Origin of the sequence: uncultured Vibrio sp. (genome assembly GCF_947488985.1) — a bacterium.
Taxonomy (GTDB): Bacteria; Pseudomonadota; Gammaproteobacteria; order Enterobacterales; family Vibrionaceae; genus Vibrio.
On record NZ_CANLBV010000057.1, the window covers coordinates 1 to 24,680 of the forward strand.

A 24,680-nucleotide genomic window follows, 5' to 3' on the forward strand; every position below is an offset into this window, starting at 1 on the left:
TTTTACTTTTGACAAAGCAAATTATAACTTTTTACCATACTGTTCAAAAAATACTCACGAAAGATCAACACGCCCTAATAAAAGTAGGAGAAAGCTTGTGAATTACGATGTCTCTTTATTGGAAATAAAACTGTTCTTGATGACCACACAATTTGGCAACTTTTCTGAGGTGGCACGTCGCCAAGACATGACACCATCGTCGGTGTCTCGCAAAATGGCGCAGCTCGAAGATAAAGTCGGAACCAAACTTTTACATCGTCATACACGCTCAATTTCTCTTACTGATGAAGGTGTGGCATTTAACAAGCATTGCACCGAAATCATCAATCAGTATGAATCGGTTGTCGAACGCATTGAACAGCGTGCAGACACGCCTCGTGGCACCGTCAGAATAAGCGCGCCGGTTGCCTTTGGTCGGCTCCACATCGCGCCATATCTCGCGGAACTGTTAGAAAGGTATCCACTTCTCAAGGTGGAAGTCCAGCAGACGGATGCATTTGTAAACCCCGCTGCTGAATCTATCGACTTACTGATCCGCATTGGTGTGCCGCAAGATTCTTCATTAAGGATGAAACGTTTTGCTAAGCAGCGCTACGTCATGGCAGCAAGTCCAAACTACCTAAAATCTTATGGCACTTTAACTACGCCTGAAGAACTCAAACAACATAACTGTTTAGTGTTTAAGGGACCAAATGGTCTTCAACGCTGGTTTATTGGTGAAGATAAATTAGAGCCGTATGAAGTTTCAGGATCACTCTACAGCAACAATGCAGAAACGTTGGTCGCGAGTGCGGTCGGTGGAAGTGGAATTGTCGTCTTCCCTACTTGGCTAATTGGGGAAGAATTGAAGAGTGGTCAACTTGTCCCTTTACTAGACGGTTACCAAGTTTCGACCAGTTTGGAGCAACAATCGATCAGTGCCCTTTATCTTGATACTGATAATCTAGCGGCAAAAGTCAGGGTCGTAATTGATTTTCTAGCAGACAAATTCAGCAGCACAAGCGACACGAACTCATGCTACTGGGATGCTATTTAATCGAGTTTTATCCAATCAATAGCCACCAGCTGCTTGGGTTTTCTCTGCCAATCCGAGAGCATCAAGATATTGTACTAACAAGAGCAAACCTTGACGGTATTATTGATTTACAAAAGAGAAATAAAACCGCTAAAGAAAAGTGCTGAGAAGCGATACAATGCTGGAATTGCGAGATCGCAGCATGAAATACCAATTCAAAGAAAGCCCATTAACAAGAAGCATTAAAGTAGCCTCACATGTCTAAAGAACCCGGTTTCACTACAGAATATAAACTCGACAAGACGTTTTTCGCGGAGTGTTATGATCAAACTAGCCTTCCGACTCAATTTCCAAAAGCCTACTTAAAAGGAATACTGTTTCTTATTTTTGGTGTGGTTCTACTGGAGTTTGAATTATTACCTAACGGCTATGTTGGCTGGTTCTTTATTGTTTTGAGTGTGATTGAAGCATTCAGTGTGTACTGCAAAAGAACCTGGTGGTTATGGCGACAAAAAATCAGCTCAGGCGCAGGCAGCAAAATTGTCTTTCAAGGTGATGCTAACGGAGTGAGTTACAAAAACCACAAAGCGACCAACACCATCGCGTGGAGTGACATAGACCAGCTTGAGCAGACCGATCTTGGTTTTATCCTGCATATCGGTAAACAGCGCCAATATGTGAGTAAATCTTGTTTAAGCGATGAGGCCATAGCCTTCATGATTGAACACCACGCCGCATCCAAAGCGAAATAACACCAATAAATGCCTGCTGATTTAGCAGGCATTTTTCTATCACCTTTAATTCTACGTATTGAATGGCCGGACAAGAACAATGAATACCGTGTACCAAATCAGTGATTGTCACCTTTCCGATGAATCCAACTATGAGAACCTGCGTAGAGCACTCGAATACGTCAACAAAGACACAGCATGCAAGACCATTTTTCTGACTGGTGATATTTGTTGTAACCCAAAATCTGGCGACTACGTTCAATTAGAGGCGTTCATTAGGCAACACATTAGCGACCAATCCATTTATGCGATTGCGGGCAATCATGATGACTCTTCCTTAATGCGCACTGAGCTCAAAGGCTCGACGATTTGTGTCACCGATAAAGCCACCATCTGTGAACGAGAATTTGTGTTCCTAGACTCAAGCTTCAAGCCGCTAGACAGCCGTCACCCACTTGGTTCAGGGCGCATTGATAACCACGGCATGGCTCAGCTAAAACGACAATTGAGAAAGGCCAATGATCCTATCGTTGTTGTTCACCACCCTGTCATTCCAGTCGGGGCAGATTGGATGAAAGCAATCCGTCTAGAGAACGATGCTGATGTGATGAGTGTGCTTCGAAAATATCGCGTTCGTGACGTGATCTGCGGTCATGGCCATGATGGAATAACGGCGACACAACAAGGCATAACTCAATTTATGGCCCCGTCGACAGCCTATGGCTTTGACCACTCGATCAATGAATACAATCGCAGCGAGAAGATAGGATTAAGTCGAATCTCGTTCTCTACTGATTCCTTCAACGACCAAACTGTCTACCTTTAAGGTTGTCAGCTTTAACCTTGCTGCTCTGCTAACCCAATACTCCGCGAACTTGGTGAGCCGCTACAGATATTCTTTGACTTCTTTGAGCTTGCCTTTCAATTTATCTTTTGTGCTTAGCGCTTTGTCGAATTCATCTTTTGATGTATTGAGGTAACTCACGCCATCTTTAATTTGAGCTAAGTAAGTGACGTAAATGGTGTCCATCGTGACGAACTCTATACCCGATTTAGTAATGTATTTTCGGGCGAATTTTCTGGTTTTTTCGTAAGACTTGTAAATCTTACCTGCAAGTTCACTACCTGGTGCATAGGTCGCAAACTTATCGGGCTCTTTCTTAAACTTATATTTGAGCTTTCTCATGTGCTTTTTCATCAGTGAACGTTTCTTGTAAGCAGGAAGATCCAACACACCAATCAGCACCTCTTCTTTTGAGCTGACTAGGGGGTGTGTAGGATCCACATCATCGCGACAACCGGTATATCTTGGATGCTCTTGTTGAAAAACGTACAGCAAGCTAGGCCAGTAATAGTGCTCTTGTTCAGATACATTCTCAGGCATTCTTTTTGGAACGCCTTGTATCGAGCGATAGTAATCTTTCTGTAAATGTAATTAACGCACCACTGACAAATTGATTTCGCAGCTCTTGCTATGGCTGTCGCTGGTGAGGCAGTACCCAAAGAAACAATATTGACCACCAACGTTGCGGAATTAAAAGAAAACTCCAACAACCCGTCTTCTAAGGCTGTCGCTTTAATTTTTCTTCTCACCACTCTTAGCGTCATCTGCCCTTGGCTGTCCGCGACTGATATCACTTTGGTCGCCTTCTTATAGAGTGACACGCCCTTCACGCCTTTATATGCCCCTTGAACTATCCCTTTGGTGTCTTTAATGAAAGGAGCAAATTCTTCCCAAACATCGCTGACTAAGTCAAAAATTAAAGGTTTCATCTCAGTGAATAGGTTTGAAGGTAATAACTCCAACCCAGGAACGCCTTGAACTGTCCTATTTACCTGGGCGAAGATCTCATTTGATTTGTCACCTACCGCTTGCCCATTATCGCTATCATTCGACTTTGAGAGATCCTTCACCTCATTCGTTATTTTTCTGACTTTGTTCAGCACCTTTCTATTTTTTCTGATTTGTTCAGGCGTTTTTACTGTGTCATCGATACTTACTTCACTAAAAAACCTAAGAAAAAAAGTTGTTTGTCGTCTATCGGGTCACCTGTTATTTCCAAAGAATTGTTCAAAATATCTGGCATGATTCACTGTCCTTGTTCATCCATTTAAGAGCGTTTCGAAAGTTGCATTTTTTCACACAGAAGAGGCTGATAGGATGGATTTAAAAAAGTAAAAGAGCTCCATCATATATCTCGATATCAGTATGTTAAGTGGTTATAAAGTTTGAGCTATCCAATCAAATGTAGCTTCTGTGAGTGAATAGAGCCAACGGCCTAAGCTAGGAAGGTGGGGTGAGTCGAACTTCACGAACACTAACCCAAGTTACTTCGCGAAATCCTGAAAGTGCTCGATGAAAGCGGGAACCTTTTTCGCTATGTGCTTTCTTGGTGCATAAAAGGGTATAGAACTAAGTCTTGAGGTTGATATTCAAGTTCAATGATCTCGAGTTCGCCTGTCTCGATCTCGTGACGCCAGAGTTCGGCAGGGAGTATCGCAGAATGATTGAACAAACGGTACGCGAAAAATTACCTGGCGATTTTCAGCAGAATGAGTTCCTATTAGAGCATGGCGCTTTAGACATGATTGTTAATAGACGTGAGATGCGCGCCCAAGTGGACAAGCAATCGCGATAATGACCAACACTCAGATTCAAGTTGATCAATAAAATTCGCCCCGCTAGCTCCCCCAAAAAATGACGAGCAACGATCTCTTTAGATTAACGGCCATGGGGGAGAAATCTTATCGCTCACCATATCGCTGCACTTGTAACGTTCGTATTCAACGCCTCCCTTACTGACTCAGCTGGCTGAACTCCGGTAAGCTCTTCACAAACCTCTGATGTACATCCATGTAGGTTTGCATATAGATGCCATCAATACTGTCACCACTCGGGAAGCTGGATGAAAAATCGACGTGCTTACGGTCAATCGACAATTTCGCGGCCTCGACTATATGCGCTATGAACATTCGAGGATCTTCCAAGCCGATAGAGATACGCATTGTGGTCGGTTTGATGCCTGCTTCATTAAGCGCCTCATCGCTCAGTTCTGAGTGCGTGGTCAGTGCCGGACACAGCGACACCGTGTTGGTTTGCCCTAAACTCACTTGCATGCCGATAGCAGGTTCAAGCATATCGAAGAATTGTTTGAAGCCATCTCTATTGATTGGCGCACGATCACCATTGCCTTCCATGTCGATAGTAAACAGCGCGGCAGGTAGCCCCAAGTACATGTTGTCCTGACAGTGTTGATGGTTATCACTGTCTGGCAGGGCGGGACACGAGACATTGATGTCTGGGTGAGCATCGAAGATCTTCGCCAGTGTCAGGGTGTTAATGGTTTTTTGCACCACACGCATCTCATAGGTTTTCATACCATTGAGCACTTCAAACGCTTTGTCTGCATCTAAAAATGCGCCTTTGATGTAGTACACATTCCAAAATAGAGTTTCGTTCCATGGAATGGTTGCCTCATCGCCATTGGGTTTGGTGAAAGTCACCACCTCCCCTTTTGGCACAAACATAGTTTCATTACGGCCGATGACTACGCCAGCGGTTGTGGTGCCGGATCCCGCCAGTTCTTTGGTGTAGGAGTGAATCACATAATCCGGTCTTTCCATCACATCATCGCGTTTGAGTACTGGATGAAGTAATGGTGTACCCACGGTTGAGTCAACAATCACATCCCAACCGCGAGAGTGACCAGCTTTACTGATACTGGCAACATCTAGCACGTAGCCGTGCGGGTTACATGGTGACTCAAGGTAAACGTAGATTTTCTTACCTGCCGCGAGGCGTTCGGCGTATTTCTCGGCAACCTCATCAAGGCGATCTGCAAACACATCACCGGAGTAACCATCGACCCACTCTACCGCGACATTCAAATTAGAAGGCTTACCAAACCAATCTTCCAACAGCTGATAAGAACCACCGTAGATGTTGCGTGAGGCCAAGACAATATCTTCATGGCCAAGTAAATGGCTCAACAACCCATCAATAGCCGCCATACCCGAGTTAAAGTTCCATGCGAGATACTCGTTAGCTCTGCAGCCCGCCTCAAGGTCTACCATGTGATTCGCGAGGGAGATAGAGGTTGGATTAAGCAGCCGCGAATAAATATCGTGCAGCGGCTCTTTACCGTTGAATGCATCTTCGATCCACTCGGTACAGGCAAACAAATAGGTCGCGGTGCGAGTAATGACAGGGCTTGCAGAAAAGATAGCCGCCACATTATCGAAGATAGGATACGCGCCTTTTGAGGCAAAATTACCATTGTTGGTGGCAATGGATTGGTAAGTGGCACGCATTGGGTTTTGCAAATTATCGAGGATCTTAGCGATCTGGAATGACAAAAAACGTTTCGCGTTAAACCAAGCGATTCGGTCACTCTTATCAAGCTCTGACAGCCCATCAACCGTCAATGCCCAAAGGTCGTGTGTCTTGGTATTGGCTTGGTACAGTGTCGTCGCTAGCTCAATCAGCGTGACGCCGTAATCACTGTTTGGGTCAATACCAAAATGCTGTGCCTGCTCAATGGCAAGAGCTTGGGCTTGTTCGTGTTTGGTGGTTTTACGCAGCGGGCTAAGTTGAGTTGAAGTATTCATAGTTCCTAAGTCATTCCATGCTGGTTGTTCCTCCCTTAATTTTAGTTTTGTGCCGATGTTAAAAATTGCTATTTGCGAAGTAAGACATACACTTTGAGCAATAATATTGCCAAATAAACTTCAATATTGATGGAATATGCTAATGGATGCGATCGACAAAAGAATACTGGTTGAGCTACAAAGTAACGCACGGCTCACCAATCAAGAGTTAGCAGACAGGGTCGCGCTATCGCCCTCGCCTTGTTTACGCCGAGTTCGATCATTAGAGAAACAAGGGATTATTCGCGGCTATCATGCCAGTGTTGACCAAGAAGCGTGCCGGTTGCCTATTAATGTGTTTGTGTTGGTCAAGCTTGAAAAGCCGACAGAAGAGAACATGCGCGACTTTGAGCAGCACATTGAAGTGATTGATGAGGTGTTAGAATGCTTTTTGATGACGGGCAATCACGACTACCTACTGCATATGGTGAGTGAGTCGCTCAAAAGCTACGAGCAGTTTATCCGTAAGCAATTGACTCGCCTGCCCAATATTGCCTCGATTGAATCAAGCTTCGCCTTTGGTCAGGTAAAAACAAAAACCAAGCTACCAATCAGATAAATGAGTGTGGCGATTATTTACCGCGAGGGTATTGAGTTACACTGACAAGACGAGACCTCGCTCGCGCAAGGTCTCGTCTTAATCCAATGATTAATGGATGACTGGTTGGTTTTCTACCGAGTACGTTAACTTGTGGAAATGAGCTTCACTTTCGCCATTCTTAAACTGGTTATAAACACCCGCTTTAAAGTAGCTTTTCTTCTCATTCCAGTAAGTGATGTCGTGGTTAATGGCCGTCTTGCCATTGTGGTTGATGATCAGTTTGTTACCACCAACATAGATATCAAAGTTGTCTGTGCCTTCTGCTGCGATTGGCGCAATTGGTAATCTCAAGTAAGCATTTTTACATGCTTCTGTACCCTTGTTATCACTCTTAGAGCCACAGTCTACTGCATTGTTCTTAATGACAGCCCAGTACCAATCGTTCTTGCCGCCACGCTCAGCTTCGTAAACGACACGCACTAATGGGTGCGGAATGTAGCCCTCACCAGAAACACCGTCTGGGAAATCGGCTGAAACACTACCTGCGTTATGTACTTGAAGGTAAGTGATCGCATCGTTTTTCGCTTGATCTGTGTTCGCCACTGACGCTCTTGGGTTGATTGGTTGAATTTCAGCACCCAAATGATAGTACTTGTCAGCCTCACCCACATTAAAGTTCTTGTAGATGCGTACCTCACTACGATTTTTGTAGCCTAGCATCTTAAACACAAGCGCTTCCGATGCTTTGTCTACATAAAAGCTATCTAAAACTAAACCATCAAATTCACCGTTTAGCCCATACTCAGATTTGTTACTCGACTTTCCTGTTGGATCAGACGCCTGAAGTTTAGAGACTTTCAATACATCTTGAAATTGTACGTAGTCTGCAGGAGCAGCCTTCTCTGCTGCATTTGCACCGAATGCTACTGATACCGCAACTGCCAAGAAACAAGTTTTGAGTGTGTTTTTCATGTTATTCATTATCCTAGTAATCGGCTCTATCTGTTGCAGAATTGCCACCAGAAAGAGCTACATTATTGTGAATTTCTATGCTTGGCATTGTATCCACAGAATCACTGACTTACCGCGATCAAGTACTATTGTATTACTTAAATTTAGAGCAAAATATCGAGGTCGTGAGATAAATCACAGTAGGAAGGTCTAGGGCGTGTTTTATCTGACTGCCATCAAGTTATTGTACTTTGATATCACAAACATCTCTAAAATTATTGAGCGATCGCTCAACTATGGTGTAGTTTCCACTATAGTTGATTAATCCAACCACTCACCGAATCACTCTCAGTCCATTCGGGTAATAAAGGTTTGCTCGTCATCGACAAAAGCCACGTAGTCGCCGTGGTAGATAAACACACGCCCCCTTCCCTCAACGATACACGCTAGCTGAGGGTTCAAATCTTCTTCAAGATCTTGACTTTGGTAGGTGCCAGTATCGGTGATCACACCGCGAAGTGTTGGCAAAAAACCATAGCTGCGCTTGGCTTGATCAATCAGGCTCAATTCGCTGTTGATAGAGAAGTACGATGGGATTGGGCCAGCATCTTCGATAAACATCGGTTTCAGTTCTTCAAAGGCGGTAATCACTAGCCAGTCGATGCCGTTTACATGATGGATAAACATTGTTTATAAATACCTAGTTTCTCGATAGTTCTGATACGGGGATTCTATCACTGTCAGATGCAGAACGTAGGAGAAATTGAGTTTTGTTCGGAACACAAAAAAGCCTCGCAATCCACGAGACCTTGGTTTTTATATCAACAGTTGCAGCCATCATTTAACAACTACAGCGCCCTACTTCACTGACTTAACCGCTTTCATCAACGTTGTGTTGAACTGCTGTGGTTGCTCTAGCATTGGGAAGTGGCCTGAGTCTTCAATGTAGTAAATGCTGTAGTCCTTAATGTGTTTCTTGTTCGCTTCTGAATCCGTTGGCCATAGGCGAGCGTTGACCAATATTACTGGCACATTCACGTTCTCATACACGCGGTGGGCTTCGCCTGTCACGTATTGGCCTAGATAATGGCGGAACTGGTTTATCGCGATAGCTGGCGGTGCTGATGCCATGTCTTGCGTTACCCAATAAAGTAAATCTGCGTCTACGTCTTTTGGTAGCGAATCTTTCACGAACATAGTAATGCCCGATTGGAAGTCTGCTTCAAACGGTTTGGTCATTGCATCTAGGTCGCTTTGTGAAACCGCTAGTGCGACGTTTTGCGATGTGTCGACACCAATAATGCCCTTCACTCTTTCCGGCATCAGTTTAGCGGCTTCTGCAATAACACCACCCGCCATGGAATGGCCGACTAAGATGACAGATTCGAGTTGTTCTTCCTCGATTACGGCTCTGATGTCTTCAGCGAATGCAACCATGGTGTACTCTTCACGGTTGAACGATGAATTACCGTGCCCTGCTAAGTCCATGGTGATCACTTGATACTGCTTTGAAAACTCGCTCACTTGGTTTTGCCAAAGCCTGCTGTCTAAGCTCCAACCGTGAATGAAGATCAGCGCCGTATCCCCGCTCCCACTTTTGCCATACGCAATTTGCTCACCATCGTGAGATATCGTAATACCATACTTAACTGTTGAATCGTGAGCCATGGCGTTCATGCTACCAAGCGCCATGAATACAAAAAGTGTGATGTTTAGAATTAAACGTTTCATAGTGTCTCTCTACTTACTTTGGAGGGAACGCAGAAAGCGCCCCTCTCAATCAATATAGTCACTATAAAGTGTGAAGCTTTAGACAGGTCAAGAGCGAACATTTAGAAAGACCACCTTGACAACGAAAATAAATCAGTGTGACGTTATTGGTTGAACTAGATCATCTTAAACATCATCGCTTTCACCGATTCAAATGTTATTAAATGGTTCTTCCTATAGCCACATTAGCCTTATGTTATACGGAGATATTATTAATGAGACACACGATTAAATTCGTACCTGATTACCAATTAATAGCAGCGCAGTACAACCGAATATAAAACAATGATATAATCAATCTGTTGCATCGAATTGAAAAGGGATTTTATGTTTGAAGTGTTACTTTACCCTAGCGAAAGTGGTGAGTTAGAAATTAATACAATGCAAAAAGAGGGGCATACTCTGTTTTTGTTGGCTGATGTTGTACGAGTGATTTCTAAGGAGTCGCGTCACATTGACGGCACTAACTCTTCAGATCAATCATCACTTCTAAAAGAGTCCATTTCAGCACTAGACCATGACGAAAGTCATATCGAATCATACATTGAGAATGGTCAGGAAAAGACGGGGCATTTTGTTACCGAGCCGGGGATCTATCGTGTTGTGTCTCGCGCTAAAAGCTCTGGAGCTAAAAAGTTTCAACGTTGGGTTTACCATGATGTAATGCCATCCATCCGAAAATATGGGATATACCCTGCACCGGAAGTTTCTGACGACGACTTGATTCAACAGCTTGCAGACCAGCAAGCCAAACAGTCTCAACTTCTTAGCCAGTTTATTCGAAGTTCAAAGCAGCGCTTTGACAATATAGATAACAGAGTTGATTCGAATACTGTAGTCATTGAAAAACATAACAAATCTATTTCGACACTTTCCGAAAAGTTAGTTCAAATAGAGACTAAAAATTTACCCAAGCTAGAATACTTTGATGTTGCGGATGTTCTTCAATCTGTGGGTGTTTGCACTTCGCAGCTAACATATGTAATCGCGCTTTGTGAGAAAATCGTATCAGAAAACGGGTACAATTTCATACCTTCTCATTCTGGTACTCGTGAGGAGCAAAGGTTTTCTAAGAACGTAATTGAGTTAGCTTTAACTTATGCTCGCTTAGCATAAAGTTACTAATTTGTTAAAGTTGACAACCAACGCATGGCATCTTTTCTCCAATTAATTTGTGATTACTACGTGTTACTTTTTGATTGATGTATGCGTTAATTACAGTTTTGTTTGACGTTAGATTTACTAAAGCACAACAGAGTGATACTTTGATTATGTGCTATTTAGGAGTGTTTATGTCAATTATTTCTATTGGTTATAGTCGCAGAAAAATCCAAGAGTTTACTCAGGCGTTGAACGATAACGGCGTTAAGTATTTGATAGATGTCAGAACTAAGCCATTTTCTAAATACCACCCTGATTTTAACAGAGAAACGCTACAGGCAATATTGAAAGAAGCCGGTATTAAGTACGTTTTTATGGGGGATACTGTTGGTGGTCTCCCACGCGATCCTCAATGCTATACCGACGGTAAAGTCGATTATCGTAAAACAGCAGATAGTGAGGTTTTTATACGCGGATTGGAAAGGCTAATCAAAGCGAATAGTTTGGACGTTAATGTTTCGATTATGTGTTCTGAAATGAAACCAGAACAGTGCCATCGAACAAAGCTGATTGGAAAGGAGCTATTAAAAAAAGGGATAATTATAAGTCATTTAGACGAACAAAACGTCATTAGAACTCAAAGTGAAATAATAGATAGAATTACAAAAGGTCAATATTCCATGTTTGAGGATGAGTTCACCTCAGTGAAAAAGTACAGGTAAAAAATGAAAGTATTTACGATAGGCGCTTATGGAAAAAGTGAAAGTGAATTTTTCAATTTGATAAAAATAAATGACATTACAAGCTTTTTTGATGTCAGGCAACGTCGAGGCGTTAGAGGTTCAAAGTACAAATTTGTTAATAGCAAATACTTGCAAAGTAAGTTAACCGAATTTGACATAAAGTATTGCCATATTAAAGAGCTAGCACCGACTACAGAAATCAGACAGATTCAAAGAGAGCAAGATCTTTCCTCTAATACTACGAAACGAGAACGACTGTTATTAAGCGAGAAATTCTGCTGCTTATATGACCAAAAAATATTAGAAAGCCACCAATTCAAAATGGAAATATCCGCGATTAAAAATGGGGAATCAATAGTATTTTTCTGTGTCGAAGAAGAACATTTGGCATGTCATCGGAGCTTGATAACCAAAAAACTAAAAACAATTAATCCTTCGTTGGAGATCGTCCATTTATGAAAAAGGTTGTAATCACATCAAAAACCCGAATGTCGCAAGGTTATTGTGTCGGCGGATATGATGTATCAGAAGGTAAGTATATTCGCTTATTAACTAAAACGGGAAGCAATCAAGGCTATGACACTGACTTTGAAGTTGGTGAGCTTTGGAGGCTTAGTTATAAACAACGTCAAAACGTAACTCCTCCGCACATAGAAGACGTATTAGTAACCAAGCAACAGTATATTAGAGTGGTTACGGATCTATCGGATTATATTCAACGCCGTATAACGCCATACGGCGGATGTATTACAGGCCTATTCGATAGTACATTAGGATTCACTAGCAACGGCGGGCCTTATATTAATGGTGATAAAGGGCTACCATCAAACAGTGTCGGCTTCTGGCTAATTCCTAAGGAACTCGAAATGGTTGATAAAGGTAATGGTCGTGTGCGATATAAAGTGAAGAACGAAAGCTACGAAATGCCATATGTGGGTTTACAGACAGCAGTCAGTTCAATCCCAGAAGGAACTTTGGTCCGTGTATCCCTTGCACGATGGTGGTCACCGGAACCTGGTGAGTTCGAAGATAGATGTTATGTTCAATTGTCGGGTTGGTATTAACACACCTAACAATATTAAGCGTTAGTAGTTAACTTTGACTATCTTGTACACCACAAAAAAGGCCTCGCAATGCGAGGCCTTTCATTTTTCTATCTATCAGAAAAGATTAGTCGCGAAGTGCTGCGCCGAATTTCTCTGAGATTGAAGCTACGATAGCATCTACTGAACCAGCGATGTCTGCATCTTCAAGTGTGCGCTCTACAGACTGTAGGCTAAGTGCGATTGCTAGGCTCTTCTTACCTTCTTCAACGCCTTGACCAACGTATACGTCGAACAGTTTAGCGCCTGTTAGGAATTCGCCACCAGCAGCGATACACGCTTCTACGATGTCGCCAGAAGCGACTGCTTCGTCAACAACTACTGCGATATCACGACGGTTTGCAGGGAACTTAGATACGGCTACTGCTTCTGGAAGCACGCGAGTGTTGATAGCTGCCCATTCGATTTCGAATACGATAGTGCGGCCGTTAAGACCAAACTTGCGCTCTAGCTCTGGGTGAACAGTACCAATGATACCCACTTCTTTGCCGTCAGCCATAATCACAGCTGATTGACCCGGGTGAAGTGCTGGGTTGCGCTCTTTTGCTTCTGAAGAAAGAGCTTTGAAGCTGTATGCGATTTCGTTTGCAGAAAGCTCAAGAACGGCTTCTAGGTCACCTTTAAGATCGAAGAAATCTACAGTGTTAGTTGCCATGTCCCAGTGCTCTTCGCCACGAGTACCAGAGATAACGCCCGCAAGCATCATTTCTTGGCGCATGCCGTTTTCAGCAGTTGCATCAGGGATGAAACGTAGGCCTGATTCGAATAGACGAACGCGAGACTGTTGACGCTTCTGGTTGTGAACCACTGTGTTTAGTAGACCTTGGATTAGGCCAAGACGCATTGCTGACATGTCCGCAGAGATTGGGAATGGCAGGATTAGCGGCTCAACACCAGGTACAACAAGTTTTTGCTGTTCTGGTTCTACGAAGCTGTATGTGATTGCTTCGTGGTAGCCACGGTCTACAAGAAGGTCACGAACGCGCTTAAGCGGTTGGTTAGCTTCTTTGTGGTCATTCATTTTAAGTGCCGCTTTAGGCGCTTGGTTTGGAATGTTATCGTAACCGTAGATACGACCTACTTCTTCAATTAGGTCTTGCTCGATTGCGATATCAAAACGCCAAGATGGAGACGTTGCCGTCCAACCTGCGTCCGTAGTCTCAACTTCACAACCTAGGCGAGTAAGAATTTCCACTACGTCTGTAGATGGGATTTCGTGACCTAGTAGGCTGTCTAGCTTAGCGCGACGTAGAGCTACTACGTTTGCTTTAGGAAGATCAGCTTCAGATTCGCTGCCGTTTACTGGCGCAACTTCACCACCACAGATTTCAACTAGAAGCTGTGTTGCGCGCTCCATTGCTGCTGCTTGAAGTGTTGAATCAACACCACGTTCGAAACGTAGAGAAGAATCAGTATGAAGGCCGTAAGCACGTGCGCGACCACGGATGTGATCCGGTGCGAAGAATGCAGCTTCAAGAAGTACGTCTGTTGTTTCAGTCGTAACACCAGAATCTTGACCGCCAAAGATACCAGCGATTGCTAGTGCTTTGTTTTGGTCAGCGATAACAAGTGTGTTGCTGTTTAGTTCAGCTTCGTTGCCATCTAGAAGTGTTAGCTTTTCGCCCTGCTCTGCTAGACGAACCACGATACCGCCTTCGATCTTAGCTAGATCAAATGCGTGCATTGGTTGGCCTTGCTCTAGCATCACGTAGTTTGTGATGTCTACAACTGGGTCGATTGAACGGATACCACAACGACGCAGTTTTTCTTGCATCCAGATTGGAGATTCCGCTTTCACGTTTACGTTCTTAACCACACGGCCAAGGTAACGTGGACAAGCATCAGTTGCTTTAATTTCAACAGATACTGTGTCTTCAATGCTTGTTGCAACAGCTTCAACTGTTGGCTCTGTAACGTCTGCGCGGTTTAGTACGCCAACTTCACGAGCAAGGCCACGGATGCTGAAGCAGTCTGCGCGGTTTGCTGTTAGGTCTACGTCGATAGTTACGTCGTTAAGCTCTAGAAGCTCACGCACGTCCATACCTAGCGTTGTGCCTTCAGGCAGCTCAAGGATGCCGTCAGACTCTACGTCGATACCTAGCTCAGAGAAAGAACAAAGCATGCCGTGCGATGGAACGCCACGTAGTTTTGCTTTCTTGATTTTGAAGTCACCAGGCAGTACTGCGCCAACTGTTGCTACTGCTACAGTTAGGCCAAGACGACAGTTAGATGCACCACATACGATGTCTAAAAGCTCTTTATTACCTTCTGCATCAACAGCGCCGATATCAATTTTTGTAACTTGTAGTTTGTCTGCGTCTGGGTGCTGACCGCACTCAACCACTTTACCTACTTTAACGCCGGTGAATTCACCAGCAACAGGTTCTACATCGTCAACTTCCAAACCAGCCATAGTGATTTGGTGAGCTAGCTCTTCGCTGTTAATTGCAGGTTTAACCCACTCGCGTAGCCAAGATTCACTGAATTTCATAGTTTTGACTGCCCCGGATTACTTGAATTGTTTAAGGAAACGAAGGTCGTTCTCGAAGAACGCACGAAGGTCATTTACGCCGTAACGAAGCATCGTTAGACGCTCTACACCCATACCGAATGCAAAACCAGAGTATTTCTCAGGGTCGATGCCAACAGAGCGAAGTACGTTAGGGTGAACCATGCCACAGCCTAGAACTTCTAGCCATTTGCCATCTTTACGTTTCACGTCAACTTCAGCTGAAGGCTCTGTGAAAGGGAAGAATGAAGGACGGAAACGCACTTCAACTTCTTCTTCAAAGAAGTTACAAAGGAAATCGTTAAGAATGCCTTTAAGTTGTGCGAAGTTTACGTTCTCATCAACTAACATACCTTCCACTTGGTGGAACATTGGCGTGTGAGTTTGGTCGTAGTCGTTACGGTAAACACGACCCGGAGCAATGAAGCGGAATGGCGGTTTGCCGTTTTCCATCGTACGGATTTGAACACCAGAAGTGTGCGTACGTAGCATTAGATCAGGGTTGAAGAAGAAAGTATCGTGATCAGTACGAGCTGGGTGATCGTCTGCGATGTTTAGTGCATCAAAGTTGTGGAATGCATCTTCGATCTCAGGGCCAGACTCAGTGCTAAAGCCAAGCTCACCAAAGAACTGTTCGATACGCTCAACTGTGCGAGTCACTGGGTGAAGACCACCGTTCTCAATGCGACGACCTGGTAGGCTCACATCGATAGTTTCTTCAGCCAGTTTCGCTTCAAGCTCTGCACGTTGTAGTGCGTCTTTGCGAGCGACGATCGCTTGTTGAACAGCACCTTTCGCTTTGTTGATCTCTTGACCAGCAGTGCGACGCTCTTCAGGTGGAAGTTTACCTAGGCTTTGTAGTTGAAGAGTGAGTTCACCCTTCTTACCTAAATACTGAACTCGCACTTCATCAAGTGCGACTAACGAATCTGCTGTATCAATAGCAGTCGTTGCATTAGCAATGATCTCTTCTAGATGTTGCATCATTTCCTCATCTACCAGTCGGTAGTGTCCGTATCGGATGATTAGTTTTTTTAGATAGCTACACATAGTAATCAAACACGCAACCAATGCCAAATTGAATCGCTAAAAGAGCAAGTTATTGACTAAAAACACGCCAGATTTAACCGAGCAAATCAGAAATTCATTCAAATAGATGCCATTAAACGGAGCCCGATACAAAAACGTTACCCACTGAAACAGAAAGCGCACCAATGACACAATCAATTAATAACAACCGAGCGGCCTCTATTCCGTGACGTTTTGACTTGAGAATCAGCAAGTGATCTCCCCTTCTTAGGCTGTGCTTAATATGGCTTTCGGCTGTCTTTTTGCGGTAGACCTCTCCTTATGGTCAATATTTAACTTACTAATGCCGTTTTCTGCTAAGTTGCTATAAATTCAATAAGGGGTGACTTACAATAGAGGCAACGAACTACCTTTTTGAGAACATAATATTGAGCGCCAAATATTCTTATTTAGCTTGGCAAGTAAATACTTCTAGCCCAGCAGAAAAGCTTGTTTTATTGATGCTTGCAGACGGTGCTGATGAATTCGGCTACACCAATGTGTGCCTACAATCCGCAAGTCAACTTTGTGCTCTCTCTACGTTTGGCTTAGCCGATTGTCTCAAGTGTTTAGTTGACCAAGGTTTTCTCGATAAAGTAAAAGTAGATTATCGAGACAAGAAAGAGATTCACGTTTTTAAAATGCTGATTGAGCAGGAGCAAGCTCAGGTTAACGTTGAGGTTCAACCGACCCATAGCATTCCGGTCTACTCTACTGCACCTGCACCTGCACCTGCACCTAAGTTTCAACCGGCTCCAGCGCCAATGCAAAACATGCAGCATGCCCCTCGCCCACAAGGTCGAGGGTCAATGAACAGCAATACGGTTTCAACGCATGATCTTGAAGAAGAGATCATTCCGACTTGGGCTGAACGTGCGTTTAAATTCTCCGGCCTAACTGGGGACCATAATTTAATATGGAAAAAATTTGTCCTCTGGTATAAAGCCAAAGCCAATGAACTCATGCCAATATCTCGCATTGAATCTAAATTGCAGTATTGGTTAGTGAACGAGAAGCAAAATGAAAGACAACAACAGCAGAAGACCGCTCAATATTCAGGAAATGCAGGACAAGCTCAAGGAAATGGGTATCGACAAAAGCTTAGCCCATCTGAACGCTTCAGGCAGCAGCTCATTCAAAAAGGCAAAAAGCCAACCTTCTGAGCCAGCGCCATCGGCTTCTAACAAGACAAGCGACTCAGGAAATGCAAAGGCTCATAGAAATACAGAAGCTAGTAGAAATACTGCCGCTCCTGAAGTGATTGAAGCGCAGACTCAACAAGTACCGGTTGTTGACCAAGATCCTGCACAGCTAGAGCTGACCGACTGGTGTATCCACGTATTCGGCTCTTTCTTAAGCGTGTACGAGACCCAGTGGGAATACCAATATGGTAGTGAGCCGAGTGGTAAGTTTATTGAGTTTGCTAACTCGGTCGATTCCGACGGCCTCAACCGTGTGCTTATGCATTGCCACGAGCGTATTCAACTAGGCAATAGTTGGCCGCCGCAAATGGGCGAACTCTGGATCCTAAAAGATTCACTGACAGAAGAAGAACTGTTAGATAGCCGTATTCGTGTGTTGTCTGGTGCTGCTGCCAATAAAATTGAGAAATGGCTAACCCAAAACAAGCTGTACGACTTAAAACGTACCTCTGAGAACAAACTCGACGGTCAGTTCAAGAAATACTACTTGGAAGCAAAACGTTTAGATGAGAAAGGCATGCTTGAAACTGAGCTGCCACCATTCCTGCTTACCGCCAATTCAGTCAAGAACTTGAATGATTTGAAACGTGAAGAGTATGAAAGCCAGCACGGTAAGGCACTGAACCCAAGAATACAGAAAATTATAAATAGTAAAAAATAACCGATAAAAAAATGCCAGCGATTAAGCTGGCATTTTTTATGAATTCTTACGAACCCTGCAACGAACATCCGTCACTCACGGTTACTACGCAAAAATCTTAAGCTGCACAACAAACTTTAGCTGCACAGCAACTAAAAATAATTACAGTAAATGAACCGTTGCGTTTAGAGAAAAGATGCCTGCATCGTCATCTTTCATTTTGAAGTTTTGGTAGCTAGCGCCGACAGATAGAGGACCAAAAATGAAGTATTCTGCGCCTACCGCGTACATGATATCAACGTCGTCTTGCTTGAAGTTTTCACCTTGTACTTCGTATGAGTGAAGACCACCCTTTGCGTACACGTGAAGAGGGCCAAAGTCGATGCTTGGCTTAATGGCAAGGTACGTCGTGTTAACATCAACGCTTTGTGTATCACGGTGGCCGTAGCTAACGTTATCGAAAGAGCCTAGATCCCAGTAACCCACTTCAATACCAATGATTGGTAAGATGCCCGTTCCCACATGGATACCATAAGCTGCCTCTTTTTCACCGGCAAATGAGTTTTGGCCACCCATTACGCCGCCATACAACCAAGCATCAGCCATTGCCGTTGAAGATGCACCTAGCATTGCTAATGCTAATAACGTTTTTTTCATATTCGACCTTTTCATCCTAGTAAGTCGGCCTTGTGTGGACATAAATTGCCACCAAGTCGCCCTGTATGTAATAACTGTTTAATCCATAGTCGCTGTTCAATCTAGAATAGCGATTAAATTACTATGTAATAAGCAAGATTTATTCCCAAACCTTGCTTATTACCGTTTACTCTGTTCCTTTAACAAGCATCAATCGCGTTTTTAACACGCTTATCGGATACAGGGTAAGGCGTACCAAGTTGCTGTGCGAAGAAGCTTACACGAAGCTCTTCTATCATCCAACGTACCTCTTTCACATTTTCAGGAACCGCGATCCCTTTTGGAATTTTATTCAGTAGCTCTTTGTAACTGTTCATGACTGACTCAACTTTGATCATATGTAAGCGATCTTTATTCGGGTCAATCGGCAGTTTTTCCATGCGGCGCTCAATTGCTTTCATATAGCGTAAGATATCAGGCAAGCGTTTCCAACCACACTCTGTCGCAAAGCCTTTAAAAATGAGACCTTCGACCTGAGCTTTGATATCGGATAGCGCAAATGCCATCGAAAAGTCCACACGCCCTTTCAGTTTCTTGCTAATACTGAATGCCGTGGTTAGGATAGTTTCAACCTGTTGAGCAATCTCAACAACCGTATCACCCAGCTCAGCACGCACGTGCTCTTTCAGTGCTTCAAACTGCTCTGGTTCCCAAACCAAACCGCCCTTCTCTTCAATCAGCTTATCAATACCACAAGCAATGCAGTCATCGATAAGATCGAGTACCTGTCCGTATGGGTTGAAGTACAAACCAAGTTTCGATTTGTTCGGCAAGTTCGAGTGCAAGTATTTGATCGGTGATGGCACGTTTAACAGAATTAAACGTCGCTGACCCGACTGCATGGCAGAAATCTGCTCTTGCTCAGTTTCAAACAGTTTGATCTCAACGCTGTCTTTCGTATCTACCAGCGCAGGGAAGGCTTTAACGTCGTAGCCACCACGTTTCTGTTGGTAGACTTTTGGCAGCTCACCAAAGCTCCACGTGTGCAGGTTCTGCTGCTCAATGTCATCGTCTGCCACTTTAGACAGCGTTTCTTGAACCTTGTCTTTCAGGCTTTCTTTCAGCTCATGTAAGTCTTTATGTTCTTTCAACTTACGCTTGCGATGATCCACTGCGCGGAATGTTACCTTTAAGTGCTCTGGGATCTGGTCCAACTTCCAATCATCACGAACCACTTCGACACCCGTCATACGGCGTAACTCTTTTTCAAGAGAATCCAGTAAAGGTGCTTCAAGTGGTGTCACGCGAGCCAAAAATGCATCAGCGTAGTTTGGCGCAGGTACAAAGTTACGGCGTAGCGTTTTAGGTAACGACTTAATCAAGCTAATCACTAGCTCTTGGCGTAGACCCGGGATCTGCCAGTCAAAGCCGTTTTGATCGATCTGATTCAAGATAGGCAGAGGAATGTGTACCGTTACACCATCGTTGTCGTCGCCCGGCTCAAATTGGTAGCTGAGCTTCAATTTAAGGTTATTTTGGTGCCAGAAGTTCGGGTAGTCCAAATCGGTAACGTGGCTGGCATCACCTCGGAACAGCATCGACTTTTCAAAGTTGAGTAGCTCAGGTGTTTTCTGACTGGTCTTCTTCCACCATGTATCGAAGTGACGGCCAGAAACCGCCTCTTCACCAACACGCTGGTCATAGAAATCGAACAACTCATCATCGTCGATCAAGATGTCACGACGACGCGATTTATGCTCGAGCTCTTCGACTTCTTGCAAAAGCTTACGGTTCTGTTTGAAGAAGGTGTGTTTGGTTTCCCACTCACCTTCGACTAATGCGCTACGTACAAACAACTCACGGCTGACGGTTGCATCAATCGCGCCGTAGTTAACAAGGCGCTTAGGGACGATTGGGATTCCGTACAGCATCACTTTTTCGTGTGCCATTACCGCCGCTTGCTTCTTCGACCAATGCGGTTCGCTGTAACTGCGTTTAATCAGGTGTTTCGCGAGCGGTTCAATCCATTCAGGTTGGATCTTGGCGATAACACGCCCCCAAAGTTTGGAGGTTTCCACCAGCTCAGCAGACATGATCCACTTAGGCTGTTTCTTAAACAGGCCAGACGCAGGGAAGATATGGAAGCGCGCGTTACGAGCACCTTGATATTCATTCTTCTCTTGGTCTTTCATACCGATGTGCGAAAGCAGACCTGATAGCAAAGACATGTGAATGCCATCGTAGCTACCCGGTTCTGTATTCAGCTTGGTATCCAGTTCACGCATCGCTTGGTGAATTTGGAAGTAGACATCTTGCCATTCACGGATACGTAAATAGTTGAGATAATCTTGCTTACACTGTTTACGGAACTGATTGCTCGACAGCGCTTTTTGCTGCTGCTTGATGTAGTCCCATAAGTTTACATAGGTGATGAAATCTGACTCTTTGTCGAAGAAACGCTTGTGCTTGTCATCAGACGATTGCTTTTTATCTGATGGACGTTCACGCGGATCTTGAATCGACAACGCAGACGCAATCACCATCACTTCGTGCAAGCATCGGTTGCGTGGCGCTTCAATCACCATACGAGCCAAACGCGGATCGATAGGCAATTTAGCCAACTTACGGCCAATTGCGGTTAGCTTCTTCTTGTCACCGCTATGGTTCTTGTTTTTGTTCGCCGATTGGCCTGTCGCAGACGGCTCGGCTGCCGCGATCGCACCAAGCTCTTCAAGCAGCCTTACTCCATCTTGAATATTGCGCTTATCTGGCGCTTCAACAAATGGGAATGCTTGAATGTCGCCAAGGCCAAGCGCTGTCATCTGTAGGATAACGGATGCTAGGTTAGTACGAAGAATCTCTGGATCAGTAAACTCTGGGCGTGATTCGAAATCTTCCTCAGAGTACAGACGAATACAGATACCTTCCGCAACACGACCACAACGGCCTTTACGCTGGTTTGCACTCGCTTGAGATACTGGTTCAATCGGTAGGCGTTGTACCTTAGTTCGGTAACTGTAACGGCTAATACGCGCCGTACCCGGGTCGATAACATACTTGATGCCCGGTACGGTTAACGATGTTTCAGCCACGTTGGTTGCCAAAACAATGCGTCGACCAGTATGAGATTGGAAAATACGGTTCTGCTCACCCGCCGAAAGACGAGCGTATAGCGGAACGATCTCAGTATCACGGAGGTTACGTTTACTTAATGCATCGGCGGTATCACGGATCTCTCGTTCACCGTTCATGAAGATCAAGATGTCGCCAAGGCCTTCATCACACAGCTCATCAACCGCTTCAAAGATGCCTTCGATTTGGTCACGGTCTGAATCACTTTCATCGCCACCTAATGGGCGGTAGCGCGTATCTACTGGATAAGTACGGCCAGACACTTCGATGATTGGGGCATTATTGAAGTGCTTCGAGAAACGCTCTGGGTCGATGGTTGCCGAGGTGATGATCACTTTCAGATCAGGACGCTTTGGCAGCAACTCTTTCAGGTAACCCATAATGAAATCGATGTTCAGGCTACGTTCGTGCGCTTCATCGATGATGATGGTGTCGTATTGATTTAAGAAACGGTCATGTTGAATCTCCGCCAGTAGAATACCGTCGGTCATCAGTTTGATTTGTGTGTTGTCAGAAATCTGGTCGTTGAATCGAACCTTATAACCAACAAACTCACCCAGTTGGGTTTCCATCTCTTCTGCAATACGGTTGGCAACCGAGCGCGCCGCCAGGCGACGAGGCTGGGTATGACCAATTAGGCCAAAGCGACCACGGCCAAGCTCAGCACAGATTTTGGGTAACTGTGTGGTTTTACCCGAACCCGTTTCACCCGCCACGATAACCACTTGGTTTTCGGCAATGGCTTTGGCGATGTCATCACGCTTTTGGCTAACAGGTAAAATTTCTGGGTATTCGATGGTGATTTTCTGCGCCGCACGCTGGGTTGCCGTCATCATTGATTTGGCAATGTCTAACGCAATCTCATCAAAGACAGCGTGCTTAGCTTGCTCGTTCTTGATCCTGCTTGCACCAGCAATTCGCTTACTCAGACGGAAGCGATCGCGCATCATACATTCGTTGAGCGCTTTACGAAGAGAGGCTGGGCTATTTTGAGATGATTTGTTGTTGGTCGCTGAATGTTCAGCTTTTTTGGTATTTAATTGTTCAGCAGATTTTTTCGATGCTGCTTGGTTTGGCTTGGCTTTGCTCTGTGAAGAACTTGGCTGTGCTGCATTCTGGTTGTTATCTGCGTTTTCCGGAGACGAAGTCAAAGCGTGTCCTATTGTTGTACGTATTAAACTCGCGCGATTATACCACAACTCTCCAACAAAAAAGCCCGACAGCAATGTGAAAACCTTTTGCTATCAGGCTGATTGGTCAAACGGACGCTCATCAACGCAATAAATTCAACATCGAGTACTAATCGCTAGTCTCAAACCACCGTCAAAACTAGCTTACGGATCACCGCTTAGTTAGGGTCTTTAGCGCTGATTGATGCCTGATTAATAACCAATCAATAATTGTTTAATAATTAGCTAAAGCTTAAAGGAGCGTTTAGAACTCGTACTGAAAATAAACCGTGTTGTAGTTACTGCCACCTTTGATTCGGCCAAATTGGGAGGCCTGCTCAAAGATCGCCGAGCGGTGATGCAATGAATAACCAAACCATAAGTTGTTGAGATCCTTTTTGCCAATAAGGTCGCCGACATTCACATCGAACGAGAAGTCCAGATAATTCAGAAGATGGCTGGCTTTATAACCTTTACGCTCCATTTCAGAGCCTTCAATATAAGTAATCGAATCAATGTACGATAGTCCTTCTGCGACACCGAATCGCCACTGAGTCGGCCAATTAAAGGTGTAGTAGGCTTTGAACGCAACAATGTATTCGGTACTGGCCGACTGAACATCAGAACGCCAATGGTGTACGATACCTGGCGTCAAATAGATATCCAGCGGAAACCCAAACAATTCATCTGTTAATGGGTGTCCATAAAAGAACGACGTTAATTGGTTGTTGTATGGATCATTCTCTTTATTGAACGTAAAGATTTCACCAATATTGGAGGGGGTCGCCCAACCATGTGCAACCCGCAAATAAGGAGCATTGCTTAGCTTAGATTTAGGCGCTTTCTCTTTGTTATTAAAGAAACCAAAACCAAAATACAGCTCGCCTTGGTAACGGTCTTCAACCAGAGATGACTGGTAGGCGTTATCGTCCAACCGAGTGATGCTGGTCGAGCCCAATAGGTAAAGGTTAGACAATACGTGATAGCGCGCTTCTACTCCGACATTGAGATCAACACCCGCCCCTAGTGTCTCATCTGATAACGAAAAGTATCGGCTGTTGAAATCGGCACTTTTATAGCGAAGTGTCGCACTTGGGCTGAACTCCCAATCTCCGCTTTGATAGTGCGCGGTTGCGCGTAAATTACCGTGGAAATTGTACTCACCATCGCTCATAAATTCACTTTCAACTGACCACTGTGGATCCAATTGATAAGCGAATTGAACACCGAAATCGGCCGTGTCACCTTCAATGGCATTCTGCGCCGAAGCTGGGATGTCAATAAAACGCATACGAGCGATCGCATTGAGCGACCATTGTTCATCGTCAGCTTGATAAAGGTAAGCACCCATTTCAGTGCCATCAATGAACACATAATCATTTTTGAAAAAGAGCATCGGCACAAATGTACTGACTGAGTGATCTCCGCCTGAGCTATCGTAGGGAATACTGGCGGTACGAAACATCGCGGCAATCCCCCAATCTTGCTCTTCAGCGGCCCAAACTTTATTACTGAACAAGGTGTTACCTAAAAAAGCGCTACTGAGTACAAAGTGACTAAAAAACACCACTCGAGACGAAGTGGTAGTCGGTAAATAATTGAGCTTCATTCTGATGTGATTACTCTTGGAGTTAAATTTTGTGTTACTAGGGCGTGTTGATCTTTGCTGTACATTCCGTGTTCAACAATACATCGGTAGCCACATCAACATGAATGCCAGCG

The 24,680-nt window shown here is 44.4% G+C and carries 21 protein-coding genes and 2 pseudogenes; 11 read left to right on the forward strand and 12 right to left on the reverse strand.

The features are described 5' to 3' along the window. Nucleotides 1-97 precede the first annotated feature (97 nt). From Q1A70_RS12855 to Q1A70_RS12865, 3 genes are all read left to right on the forward strand, one after another. Nucleotides 98-1,036, forward strand: a complete 939-nt coding sequence (locus Q1A70_RS12855) for a LysR family transcriptional regulator (RefSeq protein ID WP_299691939.1) — start codon at nt 98-100, stop codon at nt 1,034-1,036. A gap of 236 nt (nt 1,037-1,272) precedes the next feature. Beyond that, entirely contained in the window at nt 1,273-1,767 is a 495-nt protein-coding gene (locus Q1A70_RS12860) for a YcxB family protein (protein ID WP_299691936.1), read from the forward strand. A gap of 79 nt (nt 1,768-1,846) precedes the next feature. Beyond that, on the forward strand, nt 1,847-2,572 hold the full coding sequence (locus Q1A70_RS12865; protein WP_299691933.1) for a metallophosphoesterase: 726 nt from the start codon (nt 1,847-1,849) through the stop codon (nt 2,570-2,572). A 60-nt stretch (nt 2,573-2,632) separates the two neighbouring features. Here the strand turns inward: Q1A70_RS12865 and Q1A70_RS12870 are convergent, their stop codons facing one another. The 3 genes and pseudogenes from Q1A70_RS12870 to Q1A70_RS12880 all read right to left on the reverse strand — a co-directional run. Then, complete coding sequence (locus Q1A70_RS12870) at nt 2,633-3,031, reverse strand: hypothetical protein (RefSeq protein ID WP_299691930.1); 399 nt, start codon at nt 3,029-3,031, stop codon at nt 2,633-2,635. Continuing rightward, on the reverse strand, nt 3,010-3,660 hold the full coding sequence (locus Q1A70_RS12875) for a hypothetical protein (RefSeq protein WP_299691927.1): 651 nt from the start codon (nt 3,658-3,660) through the stop codon (nt 3,010-3,012). Before Q1A70_RS12875 ends, Q1A70_RS12870 begins: the two co-directional genes overlap by 22 nt. Before the next feature lie 414 nt (nt 3,661-4,074). Next, nucleotides 4,075-4,247: pseudogene (locus tag Q1A70_RS12880) on the reverse strand (LysR family transcriptional regulator); the annotation flags it as partial. On the opposite strand from Q1A70_RS12880, the pseudogene Q1A70_RS12885 reads away from it, so the two are divergent. Continuing rightward, a pseudogene (locus Q1A70_RS12885) lies at nt 4,245-4,417 on the forward strand (acetyl-CoA carboxylase carboxyl transferase subunit beta); the annotation flags it as partial. The pseudogenes Q1A70_RS12880 and Q1A70_RS12885 sit on opposite strands and share 3 nt — an antisense overlap. Before the next feature lie 125 nt (nt 4,418-4,542). Here the strand turns inward: Q1A70_RS12885 and Q1A70_RS12890 are convergent. Beyond that, nucleotides 4,543-6,354 carry a PLP-dependent transferase gene (locus Q1A70_RS12890; RefSeq protein WP_299691923.1) on the reverse strand — a complete coding sequence of 604 codons (1,812 nt, stop codon included), beginning with the start codon at nt 6,352-6,354 and terminating at the stop codon, nt 4,543-4,545. A gap of 142 nt (nt 6,355-6,496) precedes the next feature. Between Q1A70_RS12890 and Q1A70_RS12895 the strand changes: the two genes are divergently transcribed. Then, nucleotides 6,497-6,952, forward strand: coding sequence for an Lrp/AsnC family transcriptional regulator (locus Q1A70_RS12895; RefSeq protein WP_299691919.1), 456 nt, complete (start codon nt 6,497-6,499; stop codon nt 6,950-6,952). Nucleotides 6,953-7,042: 90 nt separating this feature from the next. On the opposite strand, the gene Q1A70_RS12900 is transcribed toward Q1A70_RS12895, so the two are convergent. The 3 genes from Q1A70_RS12900 to Q1A70_RS12910 all read right to left on the reverse strand — a co-directional run bounded on the left by Q1A70_RS12900 (nt 7,043) and on the right by Q1A70_RS12910 (nt 9,616). Further along, nucleotides 7,043-7,906 (reverse strand): polysaccharide lyase family 7 protein, encoded by an 864-nt coding sequence (locus Q1A70_RS12900; RefSeq protein ID WP_299691916.1) that lies wholly within the window; start codon nt 7,904-7,906, stop codon nt 7,043-7,045. A gap of 327 nt (nt 7,907-8,233) precedes the next feature. Next, on the reverse strand, nt 8,234-8,572 hold the full coding sequence (locus Q1A70_RS12905) for a cytosolic protein (RefSeq protein WP_299691913.1): 339 nt from the start codon (nt 8,570-8,572) through the stop codon (nt 8,234-8,236). Nucleotides 8,573-8,743: 171 nt separating this feature from the next. Beyond that, nucleotides 8,744-9,616 carry an alpha/beta hydrolase gene (locus tag Q1A70_RS12910; protein WP_299691910.1) on the reverse strand — a complete coding sequence of 291 codons (873 nt, stop codon included), beginning with the start codon at nt 9,614-9,616 and terminating at the stop codon, nt 8,744-8,746. Nucleotides 9,617-9,982: 366 nt separating this feature from the next. On the opposite strand from Q1A70_RS12910, the gene Q1A70_RS12915 reads away from it, so the two are divergent. The 4 genes from Q1A70_RS12915 (at nt 9,983) to Q1A70_RS12930 (ending at nt 12,563) form a co-directional block, all read left to right on the forward strand. Further along, nucleotides 9,983-10,771: a BRO family protein gene (locus Q1A70_RS12915; protein WP_136985141.1), complete on the forward strand. Its 789-nt coding sequence runs from the start codon at nt 9,983-9,985 to the stop codon at nt 10,769-10,771. 176 nt (nt 10,772-10,947) lie between these two features. Then, nucleotides 10,948-11,478 (forward strand): DUF488 domain-containing protein, encoded by a 531-nt coding sequence (locus Q1A70_RS12920; RefSeq protein WP_299691898.1) that lies wholly within the window; start codon nt 10,948-10,950, stop codon nt 11,476-11,478. Nucleotides 11,479-11,481: 3 nt separating this feature from the next. Further along, nucleotides 11,482-11,958, forward strand: a complete 477-nt coding sequence (locus tag Q1A70_RS12925; protein WP_299691895.1) for a DUF488 domain-containing protein — start codon at nt 11,482-11,484, stop codon at nt 11,956-11,958. Then, entirely contained in the window at nt 11,955-12,563 is a 609-nt protein-coding gene (locus Q1A70_RS12930) for a hypothetical protein (RefSeq protein ID WP_299691892.1), read from the forward strand. The genes Q1A70_RS12925 and Q1A70_RS12930 overlap by 4 nt, the downstream gene beginning before the upstream one ends. Before the next feature lie 106 nt (nt 12,564-12,669). Here the strand turns inward: Q1A70_RS12930 and pheT are convergent, their stop codons facing one another. Beyond that, complete coding sequence (gene pheT, locus Q1A70_RS12935) at nt 12,670-15,093, reverse strand: phenylalanine--tRNA ligase subunit beta (RefSeq protein WP_299691889.1); 2,424 nt, start codon at nt 15,091-15,093, stop codon at nt 12,670-12,672. Between the two features lie 18 nt (nt 15,094-15,111). Continuing rightward, nucleotides 15,112-16,095, reverse strand: coding sequence for a phenylalanine--tRNA ligase subunit alpha (pheS, locus tag Q1A70_RS12940; RefSeq protein ID WP_065676958.1), 984 nt, complete (start codon nt 16,093-16,095; stop codon nt 15,112-15,114). Nucleotides 16,096-16,568: 473 nt separating this feature from the next. On the opposite strand from pheS, the gene Q1A70_RS12945 reads away from it, so the two are divergent. Together Q1A70_RS12945 and Q1A70_RS12950 are read left to right on the forward strand one after the other, a co-directional pair. Then, nucleotides 16,569-17,342, forward strand: coding sequence for a hypothetical protein (locus tag Q1A70_RS12945; protein ID WP_299691886.1), 774 nt, complete (start codon nt 16,569-16,571; stop codon nt 17,340-17,342). Then, on the forward strand, nt 17,263-18,042 hold the full coding sequence (locus Q1A70_RS12950; RefSeq protein ID WP_299691883.1) for a hypothetical protein: 780 nt from the start codon (nt 17,263-17,265) through the stop codon (nt 18,040-18,042). The genes Q1A70_RS12945 and Q1A70_RS12950 overlap by 80 nt, the downstream gene beginning before the upstream one ends. A gap of 141 nt (nt 18,043-18,183) precedes the next feature. Here Q1A70_RS12950 and Q1A70_RS12955 read toward each other — a convergent pair whose 3' ends face one another. The 3 genes from Q1A70_RS12955 to Q1A70_RS12965 all read right to left on the reverse strand — a co-directional run bounded on the left by Q1A70_RS12955 (nt 18,184) and on the right by Q1A70_RS12965 (nt 24,567). Then, nucleotides 18,184-18,678 carry an outer membrane beta-barrel protein gene (locus tag Q1A70_RS12955; RefSeq protein ID WP_299691880.1) on the reverse strand — a complete coding sequence of 165 codons (495 nt, stop codon included), beginning with the start codon at nt 18,676-18,678 and terminating at the stop codon, nt 18,184-18,186. A gap of 179 nt (nt 18,679-18,857) precedes the next feature. Further along, complete coding sequence (gene hrpA / locus Q1A70_RS12960) at nt 18,858-22,940, reverse strand: ATP-dependent RNA helicase HrpA (protein ID WP_299691877.1); 4,083 nt, start codon at nt 22,938-22,940, stop codon at nt 18,858-18,860. A 283-nt stretch (nt 22,941-23,223) separates the two neighbouring features. Continuing rightward, complete coding sequence (locus Q1A70_RS12965) at nt 23,224-24,567, reverse strand: MipA/OmpV family protein (RefSeq protein WP_299691874.1); 1,344 nt, start codon at nt 24,565-24,567, stop codon at nt 23,224-23,226. Nucleotides 24,568-24,680: the final 113 nt, after the last annotated feature.